This window comes from Pseudomonas sp. G3-39, assembly GCF_054790485.1.
On the sequence record NZ_CP186497.1, the window covers coordinates 2,282,774 to 2,295,308 of the forward strand.

Annotated in this window: 17 protein-coding genes; 8 read left to right on the forward strand and 9 right to left on the reverse strand. The window is 61.0% G+C overall.

The window, feature by feature from the left end; genetic code table 11:
* The first annotated feature begins 61 nt into the window (after positions 1-61).
* From lolA to cysG, 5 genes are all read left to right on the forward strand, one after another.
* Positions 62-682, forward strand: coding sequence for an outer membrane lipoprotein chaperone LolA (gene lolA, locus ACOYXG_RS10120; RefSeq protein WP_007966612.1), 621 nt, complete (start codon positions 62-64; stop codon positions 680-682).
* A gap of 147 nt (positions 683-829) precedes the next feature.
* On the forward strand, positions 830-2,152 hold the full coding sequence (locus tag ACOYXG_RS10125) for a replication-associated recombination protein A (RefSeq protein ID WP_003223849.1): 1,323 nt from the start codon (positions 830-832) through the stop codon (positions 2,150-2,152).
* Positions 2,152-2,526: a fluoride efflux transporter CrcB gene (gene crcB, locus ACOYXG_RS10130; protein ID WP_027614675.1), complete on the forward strand. Its 375-nt coding sequence runs from the start codon at positions 2,152-2,154 to the stop codon at positions 2,524-2,526. Before ACOYXG_RS10125 ends, crcB begins: the two co-directional genes overlap by 1 nt.
* Positions 2,527-2,541: 15 nt before the next feature.
* Positions 2,542-3,822, forward strand: a complete 1,281-nt coding sequence (serS, locus tag ACOYXG_RS10135; RefSeq protein ID WP_007908080.1) for a serine--tRNA ligase — start codon at positions 2,542-2,544, stop codon at positions 3,820-3,822.
* Positions 3,823-5,217, forward strand: coding sequence for a siroheme synthase CysG (cysG, locus tag ACOYXG_RS10140; RefSeq protein ID WP_460357428.1), 1,395 nt, complete (start codon positions 3,823-3,825; stop codon positions 5,215-5,217).
* 117 nt (positions 5,218-5,334) lie between these two features.
* Here cysG and ACOYXG_RS10145 read toward each other — a convergent pair whose 3' ends face one another.
* The 8 genes from ACOYXG_RS10145 to ACOYXG_RS10180 form a co-directional block, all read right to left on the reverse strand.
* Positions 5,335-6,336, reverse strand: coding sequence for a glutathione S-transferase family protein (locus tag ACOYXG_RS10145; RefSeq protein ID WP_460357431.1), 1,002 nt, complete (start codon positions 6,334-6,336; stop codon positions 5,335-5,337).
* Between the two features lie 91 nt (positions 6,337-6,427).
* A complete protein-coding gene (locus tag ACOYXG_RS10150; RefSeq protein WP_460357433.1) occupies positions 6,428-7,429 on the reverse strand; it encodes a glycosyl transferase family protein in 1,002 nt (333 codons plus the stop codon).
* Positions 7,426-7,761, reverse strand: a complete 336-nt coding sequence (locus ACOYXG_RS10155) for a TusE/DsrC/DsvC family sulfur relay protein (RefSeq protein WP_003223861.1) — start codon at positions 7,759-7,761, stop codon at positions 7,426-7,428. The genes ACOYXG_RS10150 and ACOYXG_RS10155 overlap by 4 nt, the downstream gene beginning before the upstream one ends.
* The gene (gene tusB, locus ACOYXG_RS10160; protein ID WP_333991230.1) at positions 7,758-8,051 is read right to left on the reverse strand and encodes a sulfurtransferase complex subunit TusB; all 294 of its coding nucleotides are present in this window, start codon (positions 8,049-8,051) and stop codon (positions 7,758-7,760) included. Before tusB ends, ACOYXG_RS10155 begins: the two co-directional genes overlap by 4 nt.
* Positions 8,051-8,407, reverse strand: coding sequence for a sulfurtransferase complex subunit TusC (tusC, locus tag ACOYXG_RS10165; RefSeq protein WP_047295096.1), 357 nt, complete (start codon positions 8,405-8,407; stop codon positions 8,051-8,053). The genes tusB and tusC overlap by 1 nt, the downstream gene beginning before the upstream one ends.
* Before the next feature lies 1 nt (position 8,408).
* Positions 8,409-8,801 carry a sulfurtransferase complex subunit TusD gene (tusD, locus tag ACOYXG_RS10170; RefSeq protein WP_027614682.1) on the reverse strand — a complete coding sequence of 131 codons (393 nt, stop codon included), beginning with the start codon at positions 8,799-8,801 and terminating at the stop codon, positions 8,409-8,411.
* 191 nt (positions 8,802-8,992) lie between these two features.
* The gene (locus ACOYXG_RS10175) at positions 8,993-9,697 is read right to left on the reverse strand and encodes a YoaK family protein (RefSeq protein ID WP_027614683.1); all 705 of its coding nucleotides are present in this window, start codon (positions 9,695-9,697) and stop codon (positions 8,993-8,995) included.
* Between the two features lie 25 nt (positions 9,698-9,722).
* On the reverse strand, positions 9,723-10,052 hold the full coding sequence (locus ACOYXG_RS10180) for a DUF6388 family protein (RefSeq protein ID WP_183782672.1): 330 nt from the start codon (positions 10,050-10,052) through the stop codon (positions 9,723-9,725).
* A gap of 134 nt (positions 10,053-10,186) precedes the next feature.
* Here ACOYXG_RS10180 and ACOYXG_RS10185 point away from each other — a divergent pair, with 134 nt between their 5' ends.
* Positions 10,187-10,537: a hypothetical protein gene (locus ACOYXG_RS10185; protein WP_097088098.1), complete on the forward strand. Its 351-nt coding sequence runs from the start codon at positions 10,187-10,189 to the stop codon at positions 10,535-10,537.
* 102 nt (positions 10,538-10,639) lie between these two features.
* On the opposite strand, the gene ACOYXG_RS10190 is transcribed toward ACOYXG_RS10185, so the two are convergent.
* Positions 10,640-11,065: a GNAT family N-acetyltransferase gene (locus tag ACOYXG_RS10190; protein WP_027614686.1), complete on the reverse strand. Its 426-nt coding sequence runs from the start codon at positions 11,063-11,065 to the stop codon at positions 10,640-10,642.
* Between the two features lie 147 nt (positions 11,066-11,212).
* Here ACOYXG_RS10190 and ACOYXG_RS10195 point away from each other — a divergent pair, with 147 nt between their 5' ends.
* Positions 11,213-11,650 (forward strand): hemerythrin domain-containing protein, encoded by a 438-nt coding sequence (locus ACOYXG_RS10195; protein ID WP_460357440.1) that lies wholly within the window; start codon positions 11,213-11,215, stop codon positions 11,648-11,650.
* 222 nt (positions 11,651-11,872) lie between these two features.
* On the forward strand, positions 11,873-12,508 hold the full coding sequence (locus tag ACOYXG_RS10200) for a lytic polysaccharide monooxygenase auxiliary activity family 9 protein (protein ID WP_027614688.1): 636 nt from the start codon (positions 11,873-11,875) through the stop codon (positions 12,506-12,508).
* Positions 12,509-12,535: the final 27 nt, after the last annotated feature.

Below are 12,535 nucleotides of genomic sequence, written 5' to 3' on the forward strand. Positions count from 1 at the left end.
AAGCAAAGGGCGGGACAATGATGTGCCGCCGCTCTCCCAACGAGTATTCAAGAGGACTCCCATGCGTCTTATCCGCATGCTGTTGCCAGTACTGGCGCTGACCACGTTCACGGCCCACGCCGATGACAAGGACGTGGCGCGTCTGACCCAATTGCTGGAAACATCGAAAACCCTGACCGCGAACTTCTCGCAGCTGACCCTCGACGGCAGCGGCACGCAGTTGCAGGAAACTCGCGGTGATATGGTTCTGCAGCGTCCGGGCCTGTTCTACTGGCACACCGAAGCGCCAAACGAGCAGACCATGGTCTCCGACGGCAAGAAGGTCACCCTGTGGGACCCGGACCTGGAACAAGCCACCATCAAGAAGCTCGACGAGCGCCTGACCCAGACCCCGGCGCTGCTGCTGTCCGGTGACGTGTCGAAGATCAGCCAGAGCTTCGAGATCAGCGCGAAAGAGGCGGGCGGCGTGATCGACTTCACCCTCAAGCCGAAGACCAAAGACACCCTGTTCGACAGCCTGCGCCTGTCGTTCCGCAACGGCCTGGTCAATGACATGCAACTGATCGACAGCGTTGGTCAGCGCACCAACATCCTGTTCACCGGGGTCAAGGCCAACGAAGCGGTGTCGGCGTCGAAGTTCAAGTTCGACATCCCGAAGGGTGCTGACGTTATCCAGGAATAAATCCAAAACCCTGTGGGAGCGAGCCTGCTCGCGAATGCAATGGTTCACTCAACATTGACGGTGACTGGTGCACCGCATTCGCGAGCAGGCTCGCTCCCACAAGGGCAAGTGATCGACCTGATCAAATAGAGGTTTCAACGCTACGTGATGGATCTGTTTCGCAGTGCACCGATTGCCCAGCCACTGGCCGCGCGTTTGCGTGCGACCAATCTGGATGAGTATGTCGGTCAGGAGCACGTGCTCGCTCGCGGCAAGCCTCTGCGTGAGGCGCTGGAGCAGGGTGCCCTGCATTCGATGATCTTCTGGGGGCCGCCGGGCGTGGGCAAGACCACCCTGGCGCGATTGCTCGCGGAAGTCTCGGATGCGCACTTCGAAACGGTCTCGGCGGTGCTTGCCGGGGTCAAGGAGATCCGTCAGGCCGTTGAAATCGCTAAACAGCAGGCCGGGCAGTACGGCAAGCGCACGATCCTGTTCGTCGATGAAGTGCACCGCTTCAACAAATCGCAGCAGGATGCGTTCCTGCCGTACGTCGAAGACGGCACGCTGATTTTCATCGGTGCCACTACCGAAAACCCTTCATTTGAATTGAACAACGCGCTGTTGTCGCGGGCCCGTGTCTATGTGCTGAAAAGCCTCGACGAGACCGCGCTGCGCAAACTGGTGCATCGCGCGCTCACCGAAGAGCGCGGGCTGGGCAAGCGCAACCTGACCCTCAGTGATGAAGGCTTCCAGATGCTGCTGTCGGCCGCCGATGGCGATGGCCGGCGCCTGCTCAATCTGCTGGAGAACGCCTCGGATCTGGCCGAAGACAACAGCGAGATGGGCACCGAGCTGCTGCAAAGCCTGCTCGGCGATACCCGACGGCGCTTCGACAAGGGCGGCGAAGCGTTCTACGACCAGATATCCGCGCTGCACAAATCGGTACGCGGCTCCAACCCCGACGGCGCGCTGTACTGGTTCGCGCGGATGATCGACGGCGGCTGCGATCCGCTGTACCTGGCCCGGCGCGTGGTGCGCATGGCCAGCGAAGACATTGGCAACGCCGACCCGCGCGCCCTGAGCTTGTGCCTGGCGGCGTGGGAGGTGCAGGAGCGCCTCGGCAGCCCGGAAGGCGAATTGGCGGTGGCTCAGGCCATCACCTATCTGGCTTGCGCGCCAAAAAGCAACGCGGTGTACATGGGCTTCAAGACCGCGCTGCGCGCCGCTGCCGAATACGGTTCGCTGGAAGTGCCGCTGCACTTGCGCAATGCACCGACCAAGCTGATGAAACAATTGGGCTATGGCGACGAATACCGCTACGCCCACGACGAACCGGATGCCTATGCCGCCGGCGAAGATTATTTCCCGGAAGAGCTCGAGCCGATCCCGTTCTATCAACCGGTGCCCCGTGGCCTGGAATTGAAGATCGGCGAGAAGCTCAACCACCTCGCCCAACTCGACCGTTTAAGCCCAAGACAGCGGAGAAAATAGTGCTTCCATTGATCGTTGCGGTCTCCGTCGGCGGGATTGCCGGCACCCTGTTGCGCTTCGCCACCGGCAATTGGGTCAACGCCAATTGGCCGCGGCACTTCTATACCGCGACGCTGGCCGTTAATATCGTGGGCTGTCTGCTGATTGGCGTGTTGTACGGCCTGTTTTTGATACGCCCGGAGGTGCCGATCGAGGTGCGTGCCGGGTTGATGGTCGGCTTCCTCGGGGGGCTGACGACTTTTTCATCCTTTTCACTGGATACGGTGCGCCTGCTGGAAAGCGGGCAAGTGCCGCTGGCCCTGGGCTATGCGGCGATCAGCGTATTCGGCGGGCTGCTCGCGACGTGGGCCGGCCTGTCCCTGACCAAACTTTGATAACGAGAAACCGACATGCTCGATTCCAAACTGTTACGTAGCAACCTTCAGGACGTAGCGGACCGCCTGGCTTCCCGTGGCTTTGCCCTGGATACCGCGCGCATCGAAGCGCTGGAAGAACAGCGCAAGACCGTCCAGACCCGCACCGAAGCACTGCAGGCTGAGCGTAACGCGCGTTCCAAATCCATCGGTCAGGCCAAGCAGCGCGGCGAAGACATCGCGCCGCTGATGGCGGACGTCGAGCGCATGGCGGGCGAGCTGAGTGCCGGTAAAGTCGAGCTGGACGCGATCCAGACCGAGCTGGACTCGATTCTGCTGGGTATCCCCAACCTGCCGCACGAATCGGTACCGGTTGGCAAAGACGAAGACGATAACGTTGAAGTGCGCCGCTGGGGCACGCCGACTGCTTTCGATTTCGAAGTGAAAGACCATGTCGCGCTGGGCGAGAAGTTCGGCTGGCTGGACTTTGAAACCGCCGCCAAGCTGTCCGGCGCCCGTTTTGCTCTGCTGCGCGGTCCGATCGCCCGTCTACACCGCGCTCTGGCGCAGTTCATGATCAACCTGCACGTCAACGAGCACGGCTACGAAGAGGCCTACACGCCTTATCTGGTCCAGGCCCCGGCGCTGCAAGGCACCGGTCAGCTGCCGAAGTTCGAAGAAGACCTGTTCAAGATCGCTCGCGAAGGCGAAGCCGATCTGTACCTGATCCCGACGGCCGAAGTGTCGCTGACCAACATTGTGGCCGGTGAAATCGTCGACTCGAAACTGCTGCCGATCAAGTTCGTCGCCCACACCCCATGCTTCCGCAGCGAGGCCGGTGCGTCGGGCCGTGACACTCGCGGCATGATCCGTCAGCACCAGTTCGACAAGGTTGAAATGGTCCAGATCGTCGAGCCGTCGACTTCGATGGAAGCGCTGGAAGGCCTGACCGCCAACGCCGAAAAAGTCCTGCAACTGCTGGGTCTGCCTTACCGCACCCTGGCGCTGTGCACCGGCGACATGGGCTTCAGTGCTGTGAAAACCTATGACCTCGAAGTGTGGATTCCGAGCCAGGACAAGTACCGCGAAATTTCGTCGTGCTCCAACTGCGGCGACTTCCAGGCCCGCCGCATGCAGGCGCGTTTCCGCAACCCGGAAACTGGCAAGCCTGAGCTGGTACACACCCTGAATGGTTCCGGCCTGGCGGTCGGTCGTACGTTGGTGGCGGTGCTGGAAAACTACCAGCAGGCCGACGGTTCGATCCGTGTGCCGGACGTGCTGAAGCCGTACATGGGTGGCCTTGAGGTCATCGGTTAAATGAAATATCTGCCGCTGTTTCACAACCTGCGCGGCAGTCGTGTGTTGGTGGTCGGTGGGGGGGAAATTGCCTTGCGCAAATCCCGCCTGCTGGCCGATGCCGGTGCGCTGCTGCGGGTGGTCGCACCTGAAATCGAAGCGCAACTGCGCGAACTGGTCAGCGCCAGCGGTGGCGAATGTCTGCTGCGTGGCTACGTGGAAGCGGATCTGGACGGTTGCGGGCTGATCATTGCCGCCACCGACGATGAAACGCTGAATGCGCAGGTCTCCAGCGATGCCCATCGGCGTTGCGTGCCGGTCAACGTTGTCGACGCGCCGCAGCTATGCAGCGTGATCTTCCCGGCGATCGTCGATCGCTCGCCGCTGATCATCGCGGTGTCCAGCGGCGGCGATGCGCCAGTGCTGGCGCGGCTGATTCGCGCCAAGCTCGAAACCTGGATTCCTTCGACCTACGGCCAACTGGCCGGTCTTGCCGCGCGTTTCCGCAATCAGGTGAAAAACCTGTTTCCGGATGTGCAGCAGCGCCGTGGTTTCTGGGAAGACGTGTTTCAGGGCCCGATTGCCGACCGGCAACTGGCCGGGCAGGGCACTGAGGCCGAGCGGCTATTGCAGGCCAAGATTGATGGCGAAGCGACTGTTACTACCGGCGAGGTGTATCTGGTGGGGGCAGGGCCGGGTGATCCGGATCTGCTGACCTTCCGCGCCTTGCGCCTGATGCAGCAAGCCGACGTAGTGCTGTACGACCGCTTGGTCGCTCCGGCGATTCTTGAGCTGTGCCGTCGCGATGCCGAGCGCGTCTATGTCGGCAAGCGTCGCTCTGATCATGCGGTGCCACAGGATCAGATCAACCAGCAACTGGTGGATCTGGCCAAGGCAGGCAAACGCGTGGTGCGCTTGAAGGGCGGTGACCCGTTCATCTTCGGTCGCGGTGGTGAAGAAATCGAAGAGCTGGCGGCCCACGGGATTCCGTTCCAGGTGGTGCCGGGGATCACGGCGGCCAGCGGTTGCGCGGCGTATGCCGGGATTCCGCTGACCCACCGCGATTACGCGCAGTCGGTGCGCTTCGTCACCGGGCACCTGAAGGACGGTTCCACCGATCTGCCGTGGGCCGACCTCGTCGCCCCGGCGCAGACGCTGGTGTTCTACATGGGCCTGGTCGGCTTGCCGGTGATCTGCGAGCAGTTGATCAAGCACGGTCGCAGCGCGGATACCCCGGCGGCGTTGATCCAGCAGGGCACCACAGTCAATCAGCGAGTCTTCACCGGCACGCTGGCCGACCTGCCGCGTCTGGTGGCGGAGCATGAAGTGCATGCGCCGACACTGGTGATCGTCGGTGAAGTGGTGCAGCTGCGCGAGAAACTGGCGTGGTTCGAAGGGGCTCAGGCGCAGGTCTGAAAACCGAGTTGCCCTCATTCGCGAGCAAGCCCGCTCCCACACTGGATCTGTGTCATGCACAAATCACCTGTGGGAGCGAGCCTGCTCGCGAAGAGGCCCTCAAACACACCGAATCAATCAGCCTCTACGCCAAACCCCTTTCCCGTTGAGCCGCGCCCGATCATGCGCCCCGCTGAAATCCTGCTTCGGCCCCTTCGGCACAATCCCCGTCGGATTGATGGTCTTGTGGCTACCGTAGTAGTGGTTTTTGATGTGCTGAAAATCCACCGTCTCGCCAATCCCCGGCCACTGATACAGCTCTCGCAGCCAGTTCGACAGGTTCGGGTAATCGGCAATCCGCCGCAGATTGCACTTGAAGTGCCCGTGGTACACCGCATCGAAGCGAATCAGCGTGGTGAACAAACGCACGTCTGCTTCAGTCAGGTATTCGCCCGTCAGATAGCGATTGGCGCCCAGCAGCCGTTCCAAGTGATCCAGCTCGGCAAACACCTCATCGAACGCCTCTTCATAAGCCTGTTGCGAGGTGGCAAAGCCGGCGCGATACACACCGTTGTTCACCGCCGGATAAATCCGTTCGTTCAGTGCATCGATCTCGCCGCGTAACGGTGCCGGGTAGAAGTCCAGTTCGTTACCGGTCAGGCCATCGAACGCGCTGTTGAACATGCGGATGATTTCCGCCGACTCATTGCTGACAATGCGCTTGAGCTTTTTGTCCCACAGCACCGGCACAGTGACACGGCCGGTGTAGTCCGGCGTGTCGGCGGTGTAGCGCTGGTGCATGAAGTCGAAGTGATCGAGCTTGTCGCCAGTCGAGCCAAGGGCCTTGTCGAAGGTCCAGCCGTTTTCCAGCATCAGCCAGCTGACCACGGACACGTCGATCAGGCTTTCCAGACCTTTGAGCTTGCGCAGAATCAGCGTGCGGTGCGCCCACGGGCAGGCGAGCGACACATAAAGGTGATAGCGCCCGGCTTCGGCGGCGAAACCGCCTTCACCGCTCGGCCCGGGCTGGCCGTCAGTGGTGACCCAATTGCGCCGTTGCGCCTGTTCGCGCTGAAAGGCGCCGTCTTTGCTGCTTTCGTACCACTTGTCCTGCCAGTGGCCGTCGACGAGTAAACCCATGATCAAGACTCCTGATTCCAATAAGCGTTGGAGCCGAGTCTATTCCGATGAGTTCGAACAAAAAGCGCAAAGATCGGGCGTCTATGATCGGTTAAATCGATTTGTTGCGCGCCGCCCAGTATTGCTCGGCGGTTGCGAACGCTTGCTCGCGGCTTTGACCGAGGCCGCGCAGGGCCAGGGCCATGGTCGAGATCAGGGCCATTTGCGGATAGCTGTCGACCACCTCGCCGCGCCACACCGCTTTCAAATGCTCGACATCCAGCGAGGCCGGTTTGACGTGGCGCTGGCTCGACAGTTGCGGCCATTCCTCGTCCCAGCTCTCGCCGCCTGTGGTGCCATAGAGGTGGCTGTCGGCATCCGGGTTGATCTCGATTTCGCCGCCATCGCCCTTGACCACGATCGCCGTGTCGCCGAGCAGACCGCTGGCCTCGCGATGTACCGCTTGATAGCCCGGGTGGAAAATACTTTGCAGGCCACAACGGGCGCGCAGTGGATTGAGGATGCGTGCCAGCGAGTGAATCGGCGAGCGCAGGCCCATGGTGTTGCGCAGGTCGATCATCTTCTGCAACTGTGGCGCCCAGTCGATCAGCGGCATGAACGCCAGACCGCCGTGGTCCAGCGCGCTGCCGACCTGCGCCCAGGTGCGGCACAGCGGGATGTTCAGCTCGCCAAGCAGTTGTTCGGTGTACAGACGTCCGGCGGTGTGCGCGCCGCCGCCGTGCATGAAAATTCGCACGCCGTTTTGCGCCAGGCACTTGGCCGACAGCAGGTACCACGGCAGATGGCGTTTCTTGCCGGCATAGGTCGGCCAGTCCAGATCGACATTCAGCGTTGGCGCTGACAGGCGCTCGCGCAAGGCTTCGGTGAAACCGGCCATTTCCTCCGCGCTTTCTTCCTTGTGCCGCAGCAGCATAAGAAAAGCCCCGAGCTGGGTGTCTTCGACTTTGTCGTCGAGCACCATGCCCATGGCTTCCCGCGCTTCTTCACGGGTCAGGTCGCGGGCGCCACGTTTGCCCTTGCCGAGGATCCGCACGAACTGCGCGAACGGGTGCTCGGTGGGTGTTTCGAGGGTCAGCGCTGGAAAGTCGGTCATAAGCAATTCGTCGGTTTGGGCAGGCCCGCCAGTTTCGCGGCGAGTTTGGCAGGGGTGCCTTTGAACAGTCGGTTCAGGTGCAGGCTGTTGCCTTTGTCCGGGCCGAGTTTGAGTGCGGTGTACTTGATCAACGGGCGGGTGGCTGGCGACAACTGGAATTCTGCGTAAAAGCTGCGCAGCAGTTCGAGGACTTCCCAGTGTTCCGCAGTCAGTTCGATGTCTTCAGCGGCGGCGAGGGCGCTGGCAACGTCATGGGACCAGTCGTCGAGGTCGACCAGAAAGCCGTCCTTGTCCAGTTCGATGGCGCGGGCGCCGACAGTCATCGAGTTCATAGCCAACTGTTGACCTTGTCGTGGTGGATCGACAGTTCGACGAAGGCCGGGTAATCGATGGCTTCGGCCCAGTCGGGAGCAACGATGGCACGGGCCTGCAGGTCTTCGACGAGGGCGAACAGCTTGACCCGGCGCTCGTTCAGCGTGGCGAATGGCGCAGTGCCCGGTTGCAGGGCGTAAACCGCATCACCGGATAACAGTAAGGCGTCGGCAGCGCCGATCACGCGCAGGCAACTGCTCAGGCGATCATCGCCGAACGGGGAATGAGACAACACATGCAAAGTCGACATCAGAGGGTGATCACCTGGTCGTAACGGTCAATAAGGGCGGTGATTTCGCTGGCGCCAAGCGGCTGCGCTTCGTCCAGCGACAGCGTGCTCAGGCCACGGGCGCTGGCGCTGTCGGTGCAGTAGAACAGTTCTTCAACGCCGAACATCGGCAGCGCCTGCAGATTGGCACTGAGGTCTTTCTGTTGCAGGGCCTTGGCGTTCTGCCCGGCGGCCAGTTGCAACACGCCATCGTCGAGAAACAGCAGGCCGATCGGCAGATCGAACGCGCCGCCGGCGAGGACGATGTCCAGCGCTTCGCGGGCGCCGGGGCCGGACCATGGCGACTGGCGGCTGATGATCAACAGGGATTTGGCCATTTCACGCGCCTCCGAAACAGATCAGTCGATCGGCGTCCTGCACCGCGTCGTGCAACTGGCCGAGGCCGGACAATTCCCATGGCGCGCTGACCGCGACGGCATCACGCTGGTAGCGTTTGGCTTCTTCGTCATTCAGCACGCCACGGCGCAGGGCGGCGGCGATACACACCACACCGTCCAGTTGCTGCTCGCTGATGAACGCGCGCCACTGTTTGGGCAGGTCCAGTTCGTCCTGCGGGGTGACCACCGCGTCGGAGGCGTTGTAGACGCCGTCCTGATAAAAAAACAGCCGGACAATCTCATGCCCGCCGGCCAGCGCAGCCTGCGCAAACAGCAGGGCACGGCGCGAGGAGGGCGCATGGGCGGCGGAAAACAGCGCAATGGCGAACTTCATGACGGACTCGATCAGCAAAACTGCGGCCATGATAAAGCTTTATGAAGGCAGCCGCGAAACCCAAGTGAAGCGTGGTGTTTTGTGTGGGAGCGAGCCCGCTCGCGAAAGCGGCGGATAAGGCGATGAAGAGGTTGAATGTACCGGCCTCTTCGCGAGCAGGCTCGCTCCCACAGGAGCCGATGTGGTATCGATCAGCGCGGCATATAGCCCAGTTGCCAACGCCGCGGAATGCTCAGGGACAGCACGCCCAGCACCGCCGCCAGCAAGCCGCTGGCGAACAATGCCCGAAGTCCGAAATGATGTTCCAGCACTGCGCCGAGTATCGCGCCGATGAACATCCCGCTCCACGGCACCAGTTGCACCCGCCAGCCATTACGCCGCTCGCCGAGCATCCAGCGCCCCAGTCCACGGCCGAACCGCGACAGCGCTCCGGTCACGTATGTCAGGCCCACTGGCAGACCGTTTACTTCCTCGACCGCCGCGTTGAGCATGCCCATCGCGATGATCGCCGCCAGCAGCGCCGGTAGTTGCGTGTCATACGGCCAGGCGGCCGCCAGACAGAGCAGGGTGGCGATGCACAGCAACAAGGGCAGCGTGCGCCGGCCACCGAGGCGCCCGATCACGATCCCCAAGGCATTACCGATCACGAAGGTGACGACGAGGATGATCAGGCGCAAGGTCAGTCCGAGGTCGCCGTCACTGATCGCCACCGCCAGCCGCGTGGTGTTGCCGCTCATGAAAGAAACGAAATCGCCGCTGGCCATGAAGCCGATCGCGTCGGTCATGCCCGCCAGCACTGACAGGCTGGCCACCAGCGCCAGACCGATGCGCCCGCGCCATTTCTGCCGATGCAGATGCCCGGAAGTGGCGCGGTGAGTCGAAGTGGAGGGCAGCATCGGCGACAATATCCTTCAGCGGCGTTTACGGTTCCAGCCCATACAGATCGCAGTAATCTTCCCAGCGCATGTGGGCCATTTCCGCTACCTCGCGATGCACCTCCATGCGCTGGGCCTGATAGTCCTCGGGCGTTGCGGCCGTCAGGAGCAAGGTCAGTTCCCAGGCGAACAGGCCTTGATTCTCCGCCTCGGCCTCGAAGGCTTCGTGCAGACGTTCTTCACGATACTGCGCAGCGGTTTCACCCTTGGCCTGGGCCTGCAGCGGATTGAGATGATCGAGGGTTTCGCGCAATTCGGGGCGCGCGTCGAGAAACAGTTTCAGGGCTTGTTCATGTCGCTGGTCGGTGGGCGCCATGTGTGTTCCTTGTGAGGCTGATGACCCTAGGGTGCCGGAGCGGCTGCCGCATGTCGCGCTATAAATGCAGTAAAGCAGAACGATTTTGCCTGTTGCGGTGATACAGTCCGCTTTTTTCTGAATGAGCGAATGCAATGCGAATTCTGATGGTAGCGCTGGCCGCGACCCTGCTGGCTGGCTGCGCGGGTTCGGTGATGGACGATTCTCGCACCAAAGCCCCGTACAAGGTTCTGACCTCGGACAAGCCGGAGAAAGTTGTCGCTCAGTGCGTACAGTTCGGCTGGCAGGACGAAGCAGTGTTTGGCGTGGACGCCGGAGCGTATCTGCAACCGGGCAAGAAGGGTGGCTCGACGGTGTACACCCGTTCCGCAGAGTCATTTGTCGACGTGACCAGCGATGCGTCGGGAACCGTGCTCAACTACTACGCGCAGAAGGACGATTTTGTTGCCAAGCGCCGGTTGGCGGCGTTGGCGACCTGCCTCTGATCATGCGTTGAAGCGGCTGCCGTTATCGCCAGCAGGCTCGCTCCCACTTTTGAAATGCATTCCATTGTGGGAGCGAGCCTGCTCGCGAAGGGCCCTTGAGGTTCAACCCTTCAAGCGCTTCTGGAAATAGTGCCTGCTATGCCCCGGCGGGTAATCAACGATCTCGCCAAACTGGCTGAATCCCAGCTTCTCGTAGAACGCCGGCGCCTGAAAGTCGAAGGTGTCCAGCCAGATGCCGAGGCAGTTCTTCTCCTTGGCCAGATTTTCCGCCATGGCCATCAGTTCCGAGCCGATGCGTTGCCCGCGACCCTGTTCCGGGACGCACAGCAACTCGATGTACATCCACTGGAATATCACCCGGCCGTACAAACCGCCGAGAATCGCGTCGTGTTCATCGCGCACCAGCAGGGCGAAAGGTTCAGAGGTGGAACCACCGGTCCGGGCGTCGTTATACGCAATCAAAGGCTCGAGAATGGCTTTGCGCTGTTCTTCCGTAGGGTTCTGCGACAGCTCGATTCGCAACGTCATGTGCAACTTCCTTGTGAGATGAACTGCCAGCCTATCCTGCCCGGGGAGCGTCTTCCAAGTCCTTCCTCATCCCTTTGGAACCGCGGCTGTCGCGCCGGGGTCTAGCTTTTACAGCGTCATTCCGAACGCGGTTGATGAGGATCCCCCATGAATATTTTCGAAGCCCTTCGCGAAAGCCACGACCGCCAGCGCAGTTACGCCAAAGCCCTGGTCGAAACCAGCGGTGATACTCCGGAGCGGGTTGAGGCCTACAAACAGCTCAAGGCTGAACTTCAGGCCCATGAAACCGCCGAAGAGCGCCACTTCTACATCCCGCTGATGGAGTTCGACAACGGTGTTGACCTCAGTCGCCACGCCATTTCCGAGCACCATGAAATGGACGAGATGATGGAAGAGCTGGACGAGACCGAGATGTCCAGCCCGGCGTGGCTGGCTACGGCGAAGAAGCTCTCCGACAAAGTCCATCACCATCTCAAGGAAGAAGAGCAGAAGTTCTTCCAGATGGCCGGCAAATTGCTCGATGACAAGCAAAAGGAACAACTCGCTGGCCAGTACGAAAGGGAGTACCAGGCGCAACTGCCATGAGTACTGAATGCCAGTTTTTGCAGTGTCGGCGTGTAGGCCTTTGGCCATGCGTTGGGTGGGTCTTGTCGTAATAGGCTGTATATTCATCCAGTATTTTCGGCGTTTTTGACTTGAGACGCCGATTGACTGCGACAAAACCGCCGATGGACAAAAAAACCACCTCCGTTAGCTTGAAGGCCTCTCCTCGGACAGGAGAGTTCTTAAATCAACGGAGTGAAAAACATGAATCAACCACAAGCTCAAACCCAACTGCGACACGGTCGCGTCACCTCTCCAGCCAGCCGCGGTGCGGTAGCCATCGAGCAAGGATTGCTCGGTGCCTGGCAGGTCAACGAAATGGAAGGCGGCAAGAACTTCCCGGCGCTGACGGCAGGACCTTTTCCTGCTCCCTATGGCAGCGACAGTGACAGTGTCACGCCGCCCGCCGACGGTTACATCCTCAGCGGTGGCAAGACCGATGCCCGTGACTGCGTGAACTTCACCGACGAGGAAATGAGCAAAAAGCTCAATCGTCCGTTCAGCTGGCCACTGCTCAGTGTGACCCCGGGCCAGACGCTGGAAGTGAAGTGGGAATACACCGCGCCACACACCACCCGTGGTTATCGCTGGCTGATCACCAAGGATGGCTGGGATCCGAAACAGCGTATTTCCCGTGCACAACTCGAAGCGCAGCCTTTCGCCGAAGACTTCTACACTCAAGTGCCGTATTACAGCTATCCGGGGGAATTGAAGGCCAAGGTCAATCATTCGGTGAAATTGCCGGCCACCAAAAAGGGCCGTCACGTCATCGTGCTGATGTGGATCGTCGCCAACACCGGCAACGCGTTCTATCAGGCGTTCGACGTCGACTTCAAATAACGGCGTTACGCTCAACTCACAGGTTCT